General features: G+C 71.7%; 15 protein-coding genes and 1 riboswitch. Of the genes, 7 read left to right on the top strand and 8 right to left on the bottom strand.

The window, feature by feature from the left end; translation table 11 throughout:
• Positions 1-164: 164 nt before the first annotated feature.
• The 4 genes from ACFU9P_RS09650 (at position 165) to ACFU9P_RS09635 (ending at position 5,009) form a co-directional block, all read left to right on the top strand.
• Entirely contained in the window at positions 165-2,000 is a 1,836-nt protein-coding gene (locus ACFU9P_RS09650) for an MFS transporter (RefSeq protein ID WP_384078465.1), read from the top strand.
• Between the two features lie 148 nt (positions 2,001-2,148).
• Entirely contained in the window at positions 2,149-2,823 is a 675-nt protein-coding gene (locus tag ACFU9P_RS09645; RefSeq protein WP_384078464.1) for a class I SAM-dependent methyltransferase, read from the top strand.
• A gap of 148 nt (positions 2,824-2,971) precedes the next feature.
• Complete coding sequence (locus ACFU9P_RS09640) at positions 2,972-3,928, top strand: N-acetylmuramoyl-L-alanine amidase (protein ID WP_384078463.1); 957 nt, start codon at positions 2,972-2,974, stop codon at positions 3,926-3,928.
• 259 nt (positions 3,929-4,187) lie between these two features.
• Positions 4,188-5,009: a DUF5336 domain-containing protein gene (locus tag ACFU9P_RS09635; protein WP_376377323.1), complete on the top strand. Its 822-nt coding sequence runs from the start codon at positions 4,188-4,190 to the stop codon at positions 5,007-5,009.
• 125 nt (positions 5,010-5,134) lie between these two features.
• Here the strand turns inward: ACFU9P_RS09635 and ACFU9P_RS09630 are convergent, their stop codons facing one another.
• The 5 genes from ACFU9P_RS09630 to ACFU9P_RS09610 form a co-directional block, all read right to left on the bottom strand.
• Complete coding sequence (locus ACFU9P_RS09630; RefSeq protein WP_376377322.1) at positions 5,135-5,914, bottom strand: maleylpyruvate isomerase family mycothiol-dependent enzyme; 780 nt, start codon at positions 5,912-5,914, stop codon at positions 5,135-5,137.
• Positions 5,915-5,963: 49 nt separating this feature from the next.
• The gene (locus ACFU9P_RS09625) at positions 5,964-6,557 is read right to left on the bottom strand and encodes a hypothetical protein (protein ID WP_384078893.1); all 594 of its coding nucleotides are present in this window, start codon (positions 6,555-6,557) and stop codon (positions 5,964-5,966) included.
• 138 nt (positions 6,558-6,695) lie between these two features.
• On the bottom strand, positions 6,696-7,802 hold the full coding sequence (locus ACFU9P_RS09620) for a prenyltransferase (RefSeq protein WP_384078891.1): 1,107 nt from the start codon (positions 7,800-7,802) through the stop codon (positions 6,696-6,698).
• A 2-nt stretch (positions 7,803-7,804) separates the two neighbouring features.
• Positions 7,805-8,536, bottom strand: coding sequence for a class I SAM-dependent methyltransferase (locus ACFU9P_RS09615; protein ID WP_384078462.1), 732 nt, complete (start codon positions 8,534-8,536; stop codon positions 7,805-7,807).
• A 227-nt stretch (positions 8,537-8,763) separates the two neighbouring features.
• Complete coding sequence (locus tag ACFU9P_RS09610; RefSeq protein WP_384078461.1) at positions 8,764-10,164, bottom strand: glycosyltransferase family 4 protein; 1,401 nt, start codon at positions 10,162-10,164, stop codon at positions 8,764-8,766.
• Between the two features lie 256 nt (positions 10,165-10,420).
• On the opposite strand from ACFU9P_RS09610, the gene ACFU9P_RS09605 reads away from it, so the two are divergent.
• Positions 10,421-11,050: a TetR family transcriptional regulator gene (locus tag ACFU9P_RS09605; protein WP_384078460.1), complete on the top strand. Its 630-nt coding sequence runs from the start codon at positions 10,421-10,423 to the stop codon at positions 11,048-11,050.
• 21 nt (positions 11,051-11,071) lie between these two features.
• Here the strand turns inward: ACFU9P_RS09605 and ACFU9P_RS09600 are convergent, their stop codons facing one another.
• The 3 genes from ACFU9P_RS09600 to ACFU9P_RS09590 form a co-directional block, all read right to left on the bottom strand.
• Positions 11,072-12,037 (bottom strand): hypothetical protein, encoded by a 966-nt coding sequence (locus ACFU9P_RS09600; RefSeq protein WP_384078459.1) that lies wholly within the window; start codon positions 12,035-12,037, stop codon positions 11,072-11,074.
• 7 nt (positions 12,038-12,044) lie between these two features.
• On the bottom strand, positions 12,045-12,467 hold the full coding sequence (locus tag ACFU9P_RS09595) for a hypothetical protein (protein ID WP_384078458.1): 423 nt from the start codon (positions 12,465-12,467) through the stop codon (positions 12,045-12,047).
• A gap of 159 nt (positions 12,468-12,626) precedes the next feature.
• On the bottom strand, positions 12,627-15,077 hold the full coding sequence (locus tag ACFU9P_RS09590; RefSeq protein ID WP_384078457.1) for a lamin tail domain-containing protein: 2,451 nt from the start codon (positions 15,075-15,077) through the stop codon (positions 12,627-12,629).
• A gap of 503 nt (positions 15,078-15,580) precedes the next feature.
• Positions 15,581-15,655: riboswitch (cobalamin riboswitch) on the top strand.
• Positions 15,656-15,849: 194 nt separating this feature from the next.
• Between ACFU9P_RS09590 and ACFU9P_RS09585 the strand changes: the two genes are divergently transcribed.
• The gene (locus tag ACFU9P_RS09585; protein WP_384078456.1) at positions 15,850-17,199 is read left to right on the top strand and encodes a prenyltransferase/squalene oxidase repeat-containing protein; all 1,350 of its coding nucleotides are present in this window, start codon (positions 15,850-15,852) and stop codon (positions 17,197-17,199) included.
• Complete coding sequence (locus ACFU9P_RS09580) at positions 17,196-17,966, top strand: SCO2322 family protein (protein ID WP_384078455.1); 771 nt, start codon at positions 17,196-17,198, stop codon at positions 17,964-17,966. Before ACFU9P_RS09585 ends, ACFU9P_RS09580 begins: the two co-directional genes overlap by 4 nt.
• Positions 17,967-17,973: the final 7 nt, after the last annotated feature.

Below are 17,973 nucleotides of genomic sequence, written 5' to 3'. Positions count from 1 at the left end.
GCCCGTCTGAGAAACCCGCCCTGCCTGTCGCCGGAATAACCGGACGGCCGGGAAGGTTTCACACTGCACCCACCTGGCGATCCGTACGGTCCGCCGGTGGGTATCCCTCTGCCGTCACACGCAACCCGCACACCGTCACTTCGTCCTGCCCGGAGGCCGCACGTATGCAACAGACGCCGACCGATCAGCCCGCCGGGGCACTCCCGGATCCGCAGACCCGCCAGGCCGGGAACGGCGGTGCCGGCCGCGGCATCGTCCCCGTACTCGCCTTCGCGGGCATCACGGTCGCGGTCATGCAGACCCTGCTCGTTCCCGTCATCAAGGACCTGCCCGAACTTCTGCACACCGCGCCGGCCAACGCCACCTGGGTCATGACGGCGACCCTGCTCGCCGGTGCCATCTCCACCCCGATCATGGGCCGCCTCGGCGATCTCTTCGGCAAGCGCCGGATGCTGCTCGCCAGCCTCGCCGTGATGGTGATCGGCTCGCTGATCTGCGGATTCACCGATGACCTCGTGATCATGATCGTCGGCCGGGCCCTCCAGGGCTTCGCCATGGGCGCGATACCCCTCGGCATCGGCATCATGCGCGACGAGCTGCCGCGCGAGCGCCTCGGCTCCGCGATGGGGCTGATGAGTTCCTCGATCGGCGTGGGCGGCGGACTGGCCCTGCCCGGCGCGGCGCTGGTCGCGCAGAACGCCGACTGGCACGCACTGTTCTTCTGCGCGGCCGGGCTCGGTGTGCTGTCGATGCTGCTCACCGTCCGTTTCGTACCGGAGTCGTCGATACGGGCCACCGGCCGGTTCGACTGGCTCGGCGCGATCGGGCTCTCCGCGGGGCTCGTCGCCCTGCTGCTGCCCATCACCAAGGGCAGCGACTGGGGCTGGGGTTCGGCCACCACCCTCGGACTGTTCGGTCTGGCGGTGGTGATCCTGCTGCTCTGGGGCCTGATGGAGCTGCGGAGTTCCGCGCCGCTGGTGGATCTCCGTACCACCGCGCGCCGTGAGGTGCTGCTCACCAACCTCGCCTCGATCATGGTCGGGGTCGCCTTCTACGCGATCTCGCTCGTACTCCCGCAGCTCCTCCAGTTGCCCAAGGCCACCGGCTACGGTCTCGGTCAGTCGATGGTGGTGGCGGGGCTGTGCGTGGCACCGCTCGGGCTGGCGATGATGTTCACCGCGCCGGTGTACGCCCGGATCTCCGCCCGGCGCGGCCCCAAAGTCTCGCTGATGATCGGCATGCTCGTCATCGGTGTCGGGTACGGGGCGGGCCTCGGCCTGATGAGCGCCGCCTGGCAGACCGTTGTCATCTCGGTGGTCGTCGGCGCGGGCATCGGTCTCGCGTACTCCTCGCTCCCCGCCCTGATCATCGGTGCCGTCGACCCGTCGGAGACCGGCGCGGCCAACGGTCTGAACACGCTGATGCGCTCCATCGGCACCTCGGTGTCCAGCGCGGTGATCGGCATGGTGCTGGCCCACACCTCGGTCGTCTCGGGCGGGGTGGCTGTGCCCACGCTGCACGGCTTCCGTATCTCGTTCGCCATCGCCACGGGAGCGGTGGTCATCGGTCTGGCGCTGGCGGTGTTCCTGCCGTCGCAGCGGTCGGCGAAGTCCGCCGCGGGTCTCAGGGCTGTTACGGCGGATGCGGTTGCGGTTGCGGATGCGGACGAGCGGGGCAGGCCGCGCACGCTCGTCGCCGGGTCCGGCGGATTCCGGGGGCGGGTGCTGGACCCGGACGGTACGCCGGTGGCGCGGGCCAATGTCACACTCATCGACGGCGGGGGCCGGCAGGCGGGGCTCACCACCAGCGACGAGGACGGCCGGTACGCACTGCTCCCGCCGGCCGGCGGGCACTACGTACTGGCGGGGACGGCCACGGGGTACGCGCCGCACGCGCGCCCGGCGGTGTATCCGGGGGACGGGGTGCCGGTCGAGGCGGATCTGGTGCTGACGCAGAGCGCGCCGTCACCGGAGCGGACGGCGGCGGTGCCGTCGGTCTGACCGGCGGCCCGTACGGGCAGGAACAAGCGACCTGTACGGGCGGCAGGAGCAGGCGGCCTGTACGAGCAGGAACGGCAGGACACGAACGGCAGAAGCAGCAGAATCAGCAGCAACACCAGCAGGATCAGCCCGAGGAGAGCCGCCGCCCATGTCCACCGGGACCGCCGGGACCGTACCCGCAGCCGATGTCCTCGCCGCCTTCGAGGCCGCCAAGGGGTTCATGCCCGTACACGAAGGGCTCGCCCTGTACGCGGCGGCGGCCGACGCGGCGGCCCTCGGCCTGCCCCTCCTGGAGGTGGGCACGTACTGCGGGCGCTCGACCCTGCTGCTGGCGGGCGCGGCCCGGGAGGCCGGCACGGTCGCGGTCACCGTCGACCACCACCGCGGCAGCGAGGAGCAGCAGCCGGGCTGGGAGTACCACGACCCGAGCCTGGTCGACCCGGACTCCGGCCTGATGGACACGCTCCCCGCCTTCCGCCGCACGCTCCAGCGGGCAGGTCTGGAGGAGCACGTGATCGCGGTCGTCGGCCGCTCGCCCCAGGTCGCGAAGGTCTGGGGCGGCCCGCTCGGGCTGGTCTTCATCGACGGCGGCCACACCGACGAGCACGCGACCGGGGACTACGAGGGCTGGGTGCCGCATCTCGCCGAGGGCGGACTGCTCGTGATCCACGACGTGTTCCCGGACCCGGCGGACGGCGGACAGGCACCCTACCGCGTGTACGTACGGGCCCTCGCGTCCGGCGCCTTCACGGAACTCCCCGCGACCGGCTCCCTCCGCGTACTGCGCCGCACGCGGTTGAAAACGAGCCCGTCCGGCGGTTGAGGACACAACGCAGCAGCCCGTCCGGCGCCCGAGGACACAGCACAGCAGCCCGTTCGGCGCCTGAGGACACAGCACAGCGGCACACACCACGGCGGCACACACCGCAGCACCCCCTCCCACGCCCGGCGTACGCACTAGCATCGCAACGGTGTCGTACGACGAGAGCCCGCAGTCCGTCCGCCGCCGTTCAGGCCGGAGCAGTCTCACCGTCGCGGTCGCCGCGCTGGTGCCCGGCGCGCTGGCGGGGTGGCTCGTCTACCAGGGCACGAGCGGAGCGGAAAGCGGAGGTCCACCCTCCGCCGCGGCCGCCGGAACCCCCTCCGTAGCCACCGCCCCCGCCACCCCTACGCCGAGTCCTTCCGCCGACGCTTCGGCCGATCCTTCGGCCGATCCCGATCCCGGCCCTCCCGGCTCCCCGCTCCCGCCGGGCCGGCCCCTCACCGGCAAGGTCGTCGTGATCGACCCCGGGCACAATCCCACCAATCGCGACCACCCCGCCGAGATCAATAAACCGGTAGATATCGGAACGACCAGCAAGGAATGCGACACCACCGGCACTGCCACCGATTCCGGTTACGCCGAGGCCGCATTCACCCTCGATGTGTCCCACCGGCTGCGCACCCTGCTCCGGGAACTCGGCGCGACGGTCACCCTCACCCAGGACGCCGACCGCCCCTTCGGCCCCTGCGTCGACGAGCGTGCCCGTATCGGCAACAAGGCGAAGGCTGACGCCGTCATCTCCGTACACGCCGACGGTTCGGCGTCCGGAAACCGCGGATTCCATGTCATCCTTCCCGCCCTGGTGAAGGGCGGCGCGGCCGACACCGCCGCCATCGTCGGCCCGTCCCGCGAACTCGGCGAGCGGATCGCCGGGAATTTCGCCCGCGAGACCGGCAGCGCCCCCGCCAACTACCTGGGCGGCGGTACGGGCCTTGACGTCCGCGAGGATCTCGGCGGACTGAACCTGTCAAAGGTTCCCAAGGTCTTCGTGGAATGCGGCAACATGCGCGATTCACACGATGCCGCCCTGCTCACCGCCCCGGAGTGGCGGCAGAAGGCGGCGCAGGGGCTCGCGGACGGAATCAAGGGATTTCTCATGAAGTGACCATGGGAGATCCATGAAGTGATCGTGAAGGTCCTGCCGCGGCCCTGACCAGGTAACAGCCTGGCCATCGGACCCGTAACAGCCCTGCTACCGGGCCCGATACCGGGCGGACGGCCCGACCGGGCAGACGATACATTCATCCGTACGATACGGAGCCGCCCCCGGGCTTCACACCGCGCACCGCCGCATTCCGGCGTGCGCGTCGACCGCCCCGACCGCACCCGACCGCCTGACGAGACGACAACGAAGGACTTTTCACGTGAACATCCGCTCCCTCACTCGAGGCGACGGCGTGGTGATCGGAGCAGCGGTGTTGCTGTTCATCGCCTCGTTCCTCAATCTGTACGATTCCAGCGTCCTCGGGTCCTCGGCCCCGAACGCCTGGGACTCGCTGGGCACCGTGATGAGCATCCACCTGGCCGGGGTCATCGCCGCGGGACTGATCGTCGCCGCCCGCGCGCTTCCGCAGCCGCGGAAGATCGTGGGGCTCGACCTCGGGCAGTTCGGTGTGGCGCTCGCGATATTCGCGGCCTGGACGGCGCTCTGGTCGCTGATCGGCCTGGACGGCATCGACGCGGGCAGCGGTCTGATCCTCGGCTTCATCGCCGCGCTGGTGCTGGCCGGCGCGGCCGTCGCGACTCCGCTCGTACCGGCGCTGAAGGGCGCGCTCATCGGCGCGCCGAGGCCGCGGACGCCGCAGCCGTACGGCGGACAGCCGGGCGGTCCGCAGCAGGGGTACGGATATCCGGGCGGCCAGCAGCCGTACGGTACGCAGGGCCAGGCCCAGCCGTTCGGCGCGCAGGGCGGCCAGGGCGGGCAGGCCGGTCTGTTCGGCGGCGGCCAGCCGGGCCAGCCGCCGGCGGGCGGCACGGCGCCGGCCGGGGACTTCGCGCCGTTCTGGTTCGCGGTGCCGGTGGCGCGTCCGCTGTTCGGCGAGGACGGTTCGCCGTCCCCGATCGCGGAACTGGCGCCCGGCACGTGGTACCTCGCGGTCGAACAGCGCGGCCAGGGCCTGGTGGCCCAGACCCAGGACGGCCGCCGGGGCGTACTCCAGGACACCTCAGGCATCCAGCGCGGCTGAACCCGAACCGCTTCCCGCGGCTCACACCACGACGACGGCCCTTCGCCTCACGGCGGGGGCCGTCGTCGTGTACGGGTGAGACGGCGGTACGCCGTACGGACAACCCACCGCGCTCCGTCCCGGCCTCAGCCGAACGACGCCCTCTCCAGCCAGAAGTCCAGCAGCTTCGCGTCCCCCAGCACCTCCACCGGCTCGCTGTCCGCCGGCAGCCGCCGGTAGAAGACCCGCAGCACCTCCGTGAGCGGGCCCCGGAGCGCGACCGTCGCCTTCTCGTGCCCGCGCCGCCAGGTGAACCCGTCGTCCGCGAACTCGATCAGCCACTCGGCGTCCGGCACGTCCGTCGCGTGCAGATGGATGCTGCGGCCCGCGCCGCGCAGTTCGGCGGCCTCCGGGTCACCGGCGGCCAGGGCGAAGGTCATGCACTGGAGGAACTCGTCGATCGTGTCGGCCGCGACCGCCGGATCCACCTCGTACGGCACCCCCGCGGCCAGCGCCGCGTCCGCCCGGTGGATCACCGTCTCATGGGTCATCCGGCGCGCCCAGAATCCGGCGTTCCGCTCCCAGCCCCAGCTCCACACCCCCGCTCCGGGACCGGCCGCCCGCAGCGTGGCGGCGGTCGTCCCGGCCCCCTCCGCGAGCCAGGCGGCCAGCGCGGCCGGATCGGAGTCGTCAGGACCCTCGAACTCGGGCACCCCTTCGTCGGGGATCTCTTCCTGCGCCCGCGTCCGTACGATCTCCTCGACCCAGCGGTGGGCCGCGCCGACATGCCGTACGAGCTGCCCGAGGGTCCAGTCGGGACAGCTCGGTACGGTCACGGAGAGATCGGCGCCGGCGAGTACGGCCCGCAGCCGGTCGGTCTGCGCCACGATCTCGTCGCAGTAGCGGTCATGTCCGAGAAGCGTCATGCGCGCACCCTAGGCAGCGGGAGCCCCGCGCGGCCAACGGATATGGCACTCACCCGCCACTGAGCTGCGACACCGACGGGACCTTGTCCTTCACCGTCGCGCCCGCGCTGCTCCCCGCGTCCTTCACATCACCGATGACCTTCTCGACCGTACGGACCTCCGCGCTCCCCGCCTCCCCCTTGCCGAGCTTCGCGCCGATCCCCTTGAGCGAGGCGATCCCGGCCTCCAGCGGGGCCACCGCCTTGGCCAGCAGCGGATCGCCCTTGGCGTTCTCGGCCGCGGCCTTCAGCCGGTTGTACGCGAAGGCACCGGCGAGCCCCGCCTTGATCAGCGCGAGCTTCCGGCCGCTCGCGCCCTTCTTGAACTTGCCCTCGCGGTACGGCTTGACGATCCACTGGTACGCGGCGCCCGCCGCCAGCCCGGCGTTGGCGACGAAGCGGGTCTTGGCCAACTTCTGCGCCTGCGCGGAACTCGTCGCCGCCACCGGTCTCGCCGTCGCCCGGTCGCCCGTACTGTCCCGCCCGTCACCGCCGCAGGCGGCCGTGGACAGCACCAGGGCACAGGACAGCAGAACCGCCACAACGGCGCGGCGAATCCGGGCGCGTATCGGGGCGTCACCGGCAGCGGTGTCTCTGGGGGCCATCACAGACACGGCGGACCTCCCTGAGGGATTCCCTGAAGCGTCCCCCCACCGCCGTACCGGCACCACCGGGCCTGGCCCATCCGGGTTCCGCTCACTGTCCGCACCCGCCCAGGCGTCCGCTCCCGCCCCGGCGTCCGGTCAGCGGCAGCAGTCCGGCTCCAGGCCCCGCGGCAGGCGTTCACCGCCGAAGACCGCCGTGGTCGCCTCGTCACCGCCCAGCGCGGCCACCGCCAGCAGCAGTGAGCCGGCCGTCCAGGTGGTGCGTTCCTCCGGCCAGACGGCGCGGTTGCCCTCGAAGACGTAGCCCGTCCAGTACATCCCGTCCTCCGCGCGCAGATGCTGGATGGACTGGAGCACCTCCAGCGCCCGGTCGGATTCGCCCATCACCCAGAGCGCCAGGGCGAGTTCACAGCTCTCGCCGCCGGTCACCCAGGGGTTGGGCACCACACAGCGAACCCCCAGGCCCGGCACGACGAAGCGGTCCCAGCCGGCGTCGATGCGCGCGGTGGCCTGCGCGCCTGTCACCGCGCCGCCCAGCACCGGGTAGTACCAGTCCATCGAGTAGCGGCTCTTGTCGAGGAACCGCTCGGGGTGGCTGCGGATCGCGTGGCCGAGCGCGCCCGCCGCCAACTCCCAGTCGGGCTGCGGCTCTTCGCGTTCCTCGGCGATCGCGAGCGCGCAGCGCAGGGCCTGGTGTACGGACGAACAGCCGGTGAGCAGCGCGTCGTTGAGGGGCGTGCCGTCGGCCTCGCGCTTCCAGCCGATCTGCCCGCCGGGCCGCTGGAGTACGAGGACGAACTCGATCGCCGCGTGCACGACGGGCCACATGCGGTCGAGGAACGCGTCGTCGCCGGTGGCGAGATAGTGGTGCCAGATGCCAACGGCCGCGTAGGCGACGAAGTTCGACTCGCGCCCGAGGTCGCGGGGGACGAGCACCGAAGCCGAAGCCGCACCAGCGCCAGCACCCGCGTCGTCGTACGCCGCGTACCACGACCCGTCCTCGTTCTGGTGCCGGGCGAGCCACTCGTACGCCCGCGCCGCCGCCCCGTGTTCGCCCGCCGCGTCGAGCGCCATCGCCGCCTCGACATGGTCCCAGGGGTCGAGATGGTGCCCCCGGAACCAGGGGATCGCGCCGTCCCTCCGCTGTACGGCGAGGATCCCGGCGACCGTCTCGGCGGCCTGTTCCGCCGTGAGCACTCCGGGCAGGACAAGGTGTTCCGTGGCATCGGGACCACGGCTGGGCAAGGTCACTTGGCGTCCGCCGGGCGGCGCGGCTTCGTCGCGTACACAACAAGGCTCTTGCCCACCACAGGGTTCAGCAACTGCTCCGTGACCCGGGTGACGGCCGGTTTTTTCATGATGTCCCAGACCAGCAGTTTGTGGTACGCACGGACCGGCAGCGCCTTGTCGTTGTCCACCCCGAACGCGCACTTGAGCCACCAGTACGGCGCGTGCAGTGCGTGCGCGTGGTGCGTACCGTACGGCCTGAGCCCCGACTCCCGTATCCTGCCCAGCAGTTCGTCGGCCTTGTAGATCCGGATGTGGCCGCCCTCGACCTGGTGGTACGCGTCGGAGAGCGCCCAGCAGACCTTCTCCGGGCCGTACCGCGGGACGGTGACCGCGATCCGTCCGCCGGGCCGCAGTATCCGTACCACTTCGGCGAGCACCCCCTTGTCGTCCGGTATGTGCTCCATCACCTCGGAGACGATGACGACGTCGAACGAGGCGTCGGGGAAGGGGAGTTGGAGTGCGTCGCCCTGCATGGCGGTGGCGGTGGCGCCCTGCGGGGCCTCCCCCGCCTCCCTCATCGCGGCGAACCACTTGGCGACCTCGCGGACCTCGTCGCCGTTCCGGTCGAGCGCCACGACCCTGGCCCCCCGCCGGTAACACTCGAAGGCGTGCCGGCCCCCGCCGCACCCCAGATCGAGCACACGGTCGCCCGCGGCGAGCGGAAAACGGGTGAAGTCCACGGTCAGCACAGGGTCGTCCTGCTTTCGCGGTCGGATCGAGTCGATTCGGTTCGGGTCGGGTCGGTTCGGGTCGGGTTGCGTCGGTTCGAGTCGCGGTCGCTTCGAGTCGCGGTCGGTTCGGATCGCGTCGGTTCGGAGCGGGGGTACGGGCGTACGTGTACGGGCGTACGGGTACGGCGTGCGCGGTTATCGCGCGGCGGGTAACGCGGGCACGGGCGACCGGTACGGCATCGGCATCAACGGGCGCCGCTGCGGGCCGTCCGATCACGGTCCCGGTTCCGATTCCGCGACTGCGACCGGCGGGCCATCGCCTCGCGGTACAGCTCCGCCGTCCCCCGCGCGGCCTGCGCCCAGGTGAACCGGTTCAGCACCCGCTCGCGCCCCGCCGCCCCCAGCCGGGCGCGCAGCTCCGCGTCCCCGAGCAGCCGTCCCAGCGCGGCGGCCAGCGCACCCGCGTCACCGGGCGGTACGGCCAGACAGGTCTCCCCGTCCACGCCCGCGACCTCGGGGATCGCGCCTCCGGTGGTGGCGACCAGCGGCGTACCGGTGGCCATCGCCTCCGCCGCCGGCAGCGAGAACCCCTCGTACAGCGACGGCACACAGGCGATCCGCGCGCCCCGCACCAGCCCCACCAACTCCGCGTCGGAGATGCCCTTGACGAACTCGACGGCGCCTTCGAGCCCGTACCGTTCGATGGCCCGTGCGACCGGCCCGGACTCGGGGCGTGTGCCGACGACGACGAGATGTGCGGCGGGGTGTTCGGTGCGGACCTTGGCGAGGGCCTCGACGAGATGTACGAGACCCTTGAGCGGGACGTCCGCGCTGGCGGTGGTGACGATACGGCCGGGGATCTCCGGCACGGCCGGGTCCGGCGAGAACAGCTCGGTGTCGGCACCGATGTGCACGACATCGATACGGTCGGGCCGTACCCCGAGATGTTCGGTGATCTCCTGCTTCGACGAGCCGGAGACGGTCAGGACGGACGGCAGCCGGCGCGCGACGCGCTTCTGCATGCGGGTGAAGCCGTACCAGCGTCGTACGGAGGCGCGTCTGCGCCAGTCCTCGGCGGCGTCGAGATCGAGCCGCCGGTCGACGGTGATGGGGTGATGGATGGTGGTGACCAGCGGGGCGCCGAGGTCGCCGAGGAGTCCGTAACCGAGCGTCTGGTTGTCGTGCACGATGTCGAACTGCCCCGCGCGGGCGGCGAGATGGCGCCGGGCGCGCAGTGAGAAGGTCAGGGGTTCGGGAAAACCGCCCGTCCACATCGTGGCGACCTCAAGGGTGTCTATCCAGTCCCGGAACTCGTCGCGCTTCGGCGTACGGAACGGGTCGGGCTGCCGGTAGAGGTCGAGGCTGGGCAGTTCGGTGAGCCGTACGCCCTCGCCGTCGTCGAGTACGGGGTAGGGCTGGGCGCCGATGACCTCCACGCTGTGGCCGAGGCGGGCGAGTTCGCGGGAGAGATGGCGGACGTAGACGCCCTGGCCGCCGCAGAAAGGATTGCCCTTGTAGCTGAGAAGAGCGATACGGAGAGGCCGTTCGCTGTCCGGGGCGAAGTCCTGTCCGGTGGCTCGCCACGGGCCTCCGCGCCGGGCAGGGCCTGGGGCTCCGGTGCCCGCCTCCATGGCCTCAGCGGTCACTCCGGCCCCCTTCTCCCAGCACGAATTCACCGCGCGGTCCACGTTTCGCCGGAGCGTAACCGCCGGCGCCAATCTAGAACAAGTTTCAGACTTGTCCGGTCACGGGTTTCGAATTTACCGGCAAGTAGCGTGGCTGTACCGGCCGGATCGGGTGATTCGCGCCACGGCGCGCGCCCCTGCCATGCTGTGCGGTCCGGAGGCGGTGAGGCGCGACGGGGCTTACGGGCGAGGCGCGATGGGGCTGGAGGACGGACGGATGACAGCGGAAGCAGCCGGAGCGGCGTCAGGTCCTCCGGCGGCTGCGACTCTGACGGTACGTCAGGAAGCCCGCCGCAGGGACATCCTGACCGCCACGCACCAACTGGCCTGCCGGGGCGGCTTCGACGCGGTCCAGATGCGCGAGGTGGCCGAGGAGGCAGGGGTCGCCCTGGGCACGCTGTACCGCTACTTCCCGTCCAAGATCCATCTGTTGGTCGCCACGATGCAGGACCGGCTGGACCATCTGCACGCCACCCTCCGCAAACGCCCGCCGAGCGCGGACGACCCCGCGGAACGGGTCGCCGAGACCCTGATGCGCGCCTTCCGCGCCCTCCAGCGCGACCCGCACCTCGCGGAGGCGATGGTCCGCGCCCTGACCTTCGCGGACCGCAGCGTCAGCCGCGAGGTGGACGAGGTCTCGCGCCGTACGACGGCGATCATCCTGGACGCCATGGCCCCGCCCCCGTCCCGCACACCCCCCACCCTCGAACAGCTCTCCGCGATCCGCGTCATCGAACACACCTGGCACGCGACACTCATCACCTGGCTCTCGGGCCGCGCCACGATCGCCCAGGTAAAGACGGACATCGAAACAGCCTGCCGCCTCCTCCCGCCACCGGAGCGGTAGCGGTCCGGGCTGGCGCCCCGGTCAGTAGTGCTTGACCTTTTCGCCCTCCGGGACCTGGAAGCAGCCCGAGACGACAGTCACCACCAGGGACGGCGGATTGTCGTTGCCGGAGGTGCCCTTTTCCCAGAACTCGACATTGACGCCGAACTTCTTGCCGGTGTGGTCCGCCGTCAGTTCCAGGCTCTTCGCCGGGCTGTTGTTCCTTCCGTACCGGGTGATCTTCCAGCCCTGCTCGGGGAGACCCTCCTTGAGGCGGGTCATGGCCTGGGCGAGTTCCGCGTCGGTGGCGGCGGTGAGACTCCAGGGGTGCCGGACGGGGATGTCCTGCGCGCCGGCATAGCCGCGGGCGGCCTGCTGGAGGCGTCGGGTGTCCTGCGCCGCATCGGCAAACATGCTGTCGTCGACGGTGAGGCCACCCGTGGTGTTCAGCTCACGCAGGACGCCCGCGTACCGGCCGTCGATCTCGGTGGCCTCGCGCACCGCGGCCGCGATCCGCTCCGCGAGCTCCTCCGCCCGCGCTCTGTTGGGGTCGCCGTTTCCCTCCGCCAGGCCGGGGAGCAGCGGGACGGGGGCGCCGGGGCGCGCGGTGCCGCCGCGGCCGGGTGCCAGCGGTACGGGTACGTCGGCGGAGGCCGGGTATTCGACGGAGCCGTCGGGGTGGACGGTGAACCGTGCGTTCTCGGCGTCTTCGAGCGCCTGTCCGAGTTTCCGCTGCGGGGCGGCGAGTTCGGCGGCCAGGCCGTTGAGGGCGGTCCTGATGAGCCCGCACTCGGTGTGGATGTACTGGTAGTTGCGGCTGAGCCGCTCAAGGTCGGCCACCGCCCCGGTGGCGGCCTCGCCCCGCTGGGTCCCGCGGATCCCGGCGAGCATCTCGTTGTCGACGCGGTCCTTGGCGGCGTTGGCCCGGCTGGACACCCTGCCCCAGCCGTCGGCGGCGTCCTCGTACTCGTTCAGCTTCGCGTCGCGCAGTTGCTGCCAGGTCGGCACGGCCGGTTCAGCCCCCGCTCGTGGGCTGCTCGGGGACCGCGGACCGCATCGTGTCCCTGGTCGTGGTCTCGCGCTCGCCGAAGTCGCGGCCGGCGCTTCTCAGCGCGCCGTCGAGCCGCCCGCACTCGTCCCGTACGGAAGTGAGCCGGTCCTTCCAGCCGGTACGGATCCCCTCCACCGCGGCCGTCGCGCCAAAGCCCGCCGTGGCGGCGGCGAGACCTTCGAGGGCTGTCTCCAGGTCGGTGACGGAGGCGGCGGCGGAGGTTCGCAGCGTGCCCGCGACACCGCCCGCGGTGGTCCAGGACACCGGGTCGGCCTGAAGACCGGCGCCCGGGCCTGCTTGTGGAGCACCGGCGGAAGCCAGACGCATACCGGCTCCGGGGTCCCCCTCCTCGCCCACCACACCGCGCCATTTCTCATTGAGTTCCATGCGCCCCCGTCCCCGCCGAGTCGATGATGGCCGATCGCTTCGTTCCGTTGCTCCCGTGAACCTAGCAACAGCAAACATGACTGTGGCGTGTACGCGAGGCCCGGAACAGGGACTGCCGCGCACACGCCACAGATGTAAAAGCGGGCCGCTCAGGCGGAGTTACTTGAAGCGGACCACCTGCGGGTCGTGGTCGCTCGCCTGGTCGGCGAATTCCGCGTTGATGTGGACCACGTCGTACTCGGGGTTCTTGATGCCCTTGCTGACCAGGATGTGGTCCAGGGTCTGCGAGTTGCCGTCGTAGACGTAGCTGTAGCGCTCGTTCTTCGGGAGCGTGTTGATCAGGTCCTTGAGGACCTTGCCCGTCAGGACGTCCAGCGGGGCCGAGAACTGGTAGTCGTTGATGTCACCCAGGACCACGACCTTGGCGTTCTTGTCCTTGTCGACCAGGTCGGAGACGAAGGCGTTGACCTCCCTGGCCTGGGCCAGGCGCTGGGTCTCGGAGCTGAGGACCGGGGGCTGGAAGCGGCCGTGGACCGGCTGGTCGCCGCCCTTGGAGTTGAAGTGGTTGCCGATCACGAAGACCTGCGAACCGCGGAACCAGAACTCGCCGACCAGCGGCTTGCGGCTGCTGCGCCAGGCGTCCGAGCCCGGGTTGATGCGGCCCGGGGAGACGGACAGCGTGATGTCCTGGTTCTTCCGGTCGCCGGACGTGACGACCTCGACGCCGGTCGTGGCGTTGCCGCCCGGGCGGTCCACGAAGGTGACACGCAGCGGGTTGTAGAGGAAGGAGGTACGGATGTTGCCGCCCGGCTCACCGCCGTCCGTCCCGTCCTGCGGGTCGATCGAGCGCCACTCGTACGCCGGGCCGCCCGCGGCCTTGATGGCCTGGATGAACTTAGCGAGGGTCTGGTCGGCCGCGACCGTACCGTCGTTCTTCGCGCCGTTGTTGTCCTGGATCTCCTCCAGGCTCACGATGTCGGGCGAGGCGAGGTTCTTGACGATGCCCTGGGCCAGCCGGTCGAACTTGTCCTGCGGGTCCGTCGGGTCGAGGTTCTCGACGTTGTACGTGCCGACCGACAGCTCGTCCGAGTCGCCCTTCTCCGCGACCTCCGGCTGGATACCGCCCTTGGTGACCGCGCCGAGAGCGGTCGCCTGGATGCTGTAGCCGCCGTACGTGCCGTAGTCGACCGGACCGGTCGCGCCCTTGAGGGTGTCGCCCACATTGGCCACCGGCTTGTCGGCGGTCAGCGCGGTGACCAGCAGACGGCCCGGGTTCGGGTCGTCGTAGTCGGTGTAGATCACACCGCCGCGCGGCGTCGGGTTCTTGGTGGGGTGCGTGGTGATCCAGGTCTCGCCGTACGAGTTGGAGGCACCCACCACCCGGCTGTCGCCGACCTGGATGACCATGCCCTCACGGGACTCCAGCCAGTCCATCGCGTACACCGAGGGCTGGAGCGTCAGCGGGTCGATGCTCTCGCCGCCGACGTTCGGCGCGTACTCCTTGGGCAGCGTCTTGGAGCTGACCAGCTCGACCGACGGCACCGCGTTGCCGGAGGACAGCACGACCGTGGTCGGGCCGCTCAGCTCGGTGAGGGACTGCGCGCCGGAGGAGGCGCCGCCCGGGTAGTACTCGGCGACCTTCGCGGAGACCAGCACCGAGTCGCCGACCTTGACCTGCGGGGTGGTCGAGCCGGTGAAGACGAAGACGCCCTCGCTGGTGACCGGGTCGTTGTCCGGCTGCGTGTCCTGGATCCAGAAACCGCGCGAGGAGCCGGTGGAGCGTACGCCGGTGACCACACCGGGGACATTGGTGACGGTCTCGCCGTTGTGCGGGGAGATCCGGGTGTTGCCCTGGATGTCATGGATCCGCAGCGGGCCCGGGGTCGGGTCCGGCGCCGGCTCCGAGGTGCTGGGGCTCGGCGACGGCGACGGGTCGCCCGGGTCGCTGCCGCCGCCCGCGGCGTTGCGCGGGGTGGGCGCGCCCGCGGTCAGGTCGGCGCCGTTGTTGTCGGTGTCGGCGAGGGCCGCGTTGCGGGAGACCGAGGCGGTGTTGCTCGCGCCGGCGGCCGGCGAGGTCTCACGGACCGCCGCGGTACCGAAGCCCACCAGGTCCTTGATGGTGCCGTCGGCCGCGCAGTCGGCGGCGTTGAGGCAGGCCAGCGGGGTGGTGGAGTGGACGAGCGCGACCGTGCCGGTGGTCGCGGACATCGCGATGGCGCCGCTCGCGTCGGGGGTGGGCAGCGGGGTGTCGCCGCCGGTGCCCTTGCTCTCCGCGACGAGGTAGCTGCCGCCGGCCGGGATGGCGCCGGACAGCGGGGTGACCTGCCACTTCGAGCTGGCGGTCGGCGCACCGGGCAGGTACTGCACGGACCAGCCGGTGAGGTCGAAGGCCCCGCTGCCGGCGTTGCCCAGCTCGATGAAGTCATTGGTCAGGGAAGCGCCGGAGTTACCGCCGCCGCCGTAGACCTCTGCGATCACGGCGTCGGCCGACGGGGCCGCCTGCGCGGTGAACGGGAGCGCGATGAGCGTTCCGACGAGGCCGACGGGGAGCGCCAGGGCGATACGGCGGGCGCGCCGACCGCGCGGGGCCGGGGGTATGGACTGGGGCACGATGGGCTCTTTCTGCTACGGGTTCTGTCGGGTGCGTGCTGGCGCGGGGGGTGCGGTCAAAGGCGTGGCGGTAGGGCGGACATGGTGTGAAGGAGTGGTACGAGAAGCCAGAAAGCCGGCTCAAGATACGCGCGTAGACACACTGCCAACAAGAGGGGCCACGCCGCAACGGGCAAGTGTTTCCCCACTGTTCGCCGGACTTAACCCGCCCGTCGGACGACATGGCGCACCGGGTACGGAGATGTCGGACTCGCCCCGGAGTGGGGCGCGTGTGCGGGCCGGGGTGCGGTGCGCGTACGAGTCGGGGTACGGGATGAGTGCGCGCCGGAAGCGGTACGGGGTGCCCCGGCGCAGGCCGCGCGCCCGCCGGAAGCGGTACGGGGTGCCCCCGGCCCGTACGCCCAGCGGTCCCAGCCGCACCCGGCCCGTACCCCCAGCGGTCCCGGCACCAGCGTGTCCTGTGCGGCCGATAGAGTGGGCGGGTCGTCATCATGCCCGTACGGGGGAAAGCCGGTGCGAAACCGGCGCTGACCCGCAACCGTGAGCCGCCCTCGCCCGGCGGCGCAGCCGGAACGCCCCGTACGCGGTCGTGACCGGCTCGTGCCACCGGAAACCGCCGGTGGCCGGCATCGTCGAGGATTACGGAGCCGGAGTCTGGTGCCCAATGCCGCGACCGGCAGGGGTGGATGGCCCGCCGTGGCGCGGGCCGGCCCCCGCCGGAAGGGGCGGTGGTGTGCCCGCGCCGGCTCCCGCAGGAGAGGGCCCTAGCCGCATGACCACCGTTCGCCGCTGTGCAGCGGCGCTCGCCGTATCGGCCCTGCTCGGCGTGGCGTTCGCGCCGGCCGCCGTGGCGGGAGGCGATGTCCCCGTCTCCCCGGCCCCTTCCCCGGCCTCCTCCGCCGACGCCTCTTCCGGCGCCTCCCCCGAAGCCTCGCCCTCGCCCTCCGTACCGTCCCCCGCGCCCGCCGCCCTCCCGCCAGGGCTTTACGGCGAGAAGGACCCCACCTACGACGGTGTGTGGCGCCAGTCCCTGTCGATGATGGGGCAGTTCGCGGCCGGGGTGCGCCCGGCGGACCAGGCCGTCGCGTGGCTGAAGGGCCAGCAGTGCGCGAACGGTGCGTTCCCCGCGTACCGCCCCGATCCCGCCGTCCCCTGCGACGCGAAGACGGCGGTCGACACCAACGCCACCGCCGCCGCCATCCAGGCGCTCTCCACGCTCGGCGGTCAACGGCCCGCCATAGAAAAGGCGATGGGCTGGCTCCGGTCCGTACAGAACAAGGACGGCGGCTGGGGCTATCTCCCCGGCACACCGACCGACGCGAACTCCACCTCGCTGGTGATCGGCGCGCTGACCACCTCCGGGGTACGGCCCAGCTCCCTCCGGTCGTCCGAGGACAGGAACGCGTACGACGCGCTGGTCGCCCTCGCGATTCCGTGCGACGCGGCGGAGGGCGCGGACGCGGGGGCCTTCGCGTACCAGCCGGACAAGGCAGGCGGGTTGACCGCCAATGACGATGCCACCGCGGCGGCGGTCCTCGGCGGGCTCGGCAAGCGGATGATGGCCTGGCCGGTGCACGCGGGCCCCGCGCCGAGTTGCGTACCGACGGCCGATCCCGGTCCTGAGCGGGTCGCCAGGAACGGCGCCGCCTATCTGGCGTCCGCGCTCGCCGCGAAGGGCCATCTCGACCAGCCGCCGATGCCGGGCGCGGAGGAGAGCGAGCCGCTGCCGGACACCGGCAATACGGCGGACGCCGTCGTCGCGCTGACGGCCGCCGGATACGGGGACCAGGCCTCGGGCGCCCTGGAGTGGCTGAAGCGGAACTCGGGCGCCTGGGCCCAGGAGAACGGTCCCGCGGCCTACGCGCAGCTCATCTTCGCCGCGCACGCCACGGGCACGGACCCGCGCAACTTCGGCGGGATCGACCTCGTCGAACGGCTGAACGCGACCGGGCCCAGGCCGAAGGCCATGGCCTCCGCGCCCGCTCCCGCGGCGGCGGTCACCAGCAGCGTCGGGAACAGCGGCCGCGACGGCGGGATTCTGTGGATACTCGGGATCGCGGTGGTGGTCTGCGCGGGCATGCCCTTCCTGATCAACGGGCGCAAGAGAAGCGAGCAGCCGTGACCGGCACGCGGCGCTTCCGGCTGTTGGTGAACGCGGCTCCGGTGGTGTACGCGGCTCTGGTCGGCGCGTTCGTCCTGGGTACCGCGTTGGTCCTGGGGACGGGGAACGCCCAGGCGGCGGGCTACCGTTACTGGTCGTTCTGGGAGAGCGACGGCGGCGCCTGGACCTATGCCGCCGAGGGCCCGGCCACGGCCCGGCCCGCCGACGGCACCGTCGTGGGCTTCCGCTTCGCGGTGAGCGCGGACAGCGCGGACGCGTCCCGGCCGCGCGAAGAGGCCGGCTTCGCGGCGGTCTGCGGTGCCACGCCCGAGGAGACCGGGCGCAAGCGGATCGCCGTGGTCGTCGATTACGGTACGGCCGCCGATGCCCCGGACGGCGAGCGCCCGCCCGCTCCCCGCACCGGGTGCGCCAGGCTCGGGGAGGACGCGACGGCGGCGGAGGCGCTGGCGGCGATCGCGAAGCCGCTGCGGTACGACTCCAACGCCCTGCTCTGCGCGATATCCGGCTACCCGGAGTCGGGGTGCGGTGAGCAGGTGGCGGACGACGGTACGGACCGGACCGGCGCGCCGACCGCTCCGGCGGACTCCGGCGCTCCTACGGACTCCGGCGCTCCGACGTCCAGCGGCGCCCCGGCCCCCACCGAGCCCGGCAGCCATCCCGAACCCGAGGGCGACAGCGGTCCTTCCATCGGTCTTCTCGCCGGAGCCGCCGCCGTTCTCGTCCTCGCCGCCGCCGGTCTGCGCCGGGCCCGCCGCCGGCGCGGATGACCGGCCC

The sequence above is a fragment of the Streptomyces sp. NPDC057617 genome (assembly GCF_042800555.1).
Lineage (GTDB): Bacteria > Actinomycetota > Actinomycetes > Streptomycetales > Streptomycetaceae > Streptomyces.
This window is presented reverse-complemented; position numbering and strand designations above follow the sequence as displayed.

What these genes read in the sequence shown, in the direction of transcription:
- ACFU9P_RS09625 (WP_384078893.1), bottom strand. Translation starts at nt 6,557, where the DNA reads ATGGCCCCCAGAGACACCGCTGCCGGTGACGCCCCGATACGCGCCCGG.
- ACFU9P_RS09595 (WP_384078458.1), bottom strand. Translation starts at nt 12,467, where the DNA reads ATGGAACTCAATGAGAAATGGCGCGGTGTGGTGGGCGAGGAGGGGGAC.
- ACFU9P_RS09630 (WP_376377322.1), bottom strand. Translation starts at nt 5,914, where the DNA reads ATGACGCTTCTCGGACATGACCGCTACTGCGACGAGATCGTGGCGCAG.
- ACFU9P_RS09605 (WP_384078460.1), top strand. Translation starts at nt 10,421, where the DNA reads ATGACAGCGGAAGCAGCCGGAGCGGCGTCAGGTCCTCCGGCGGCTGCG.
- ACFU9P_RS09585 (WP_384078456.1), top strand. Translation starts at nt 15,850, where the DNA reads ATGACCACCGTTCGCCGCTGTGCAGCGGCGCTCGCCGTATCGGCCCTG.
- ACFU9P_RS09645 (WP_384078464.1), top strand. Translation starts at nt 2,149, where the DNA reads ATGTCCACCGGGACCGCCGGGACCGTACCCGCAGCCGATGTCCTCGCC.
- ACFU9P_RS09650 (WP_384078465.1), top strand. Translation starts at nt 165, where the DNA reads ATGCAACAGACGCCGACCGATCAGCCCGCCGGGGCACTCCCGGATCCG.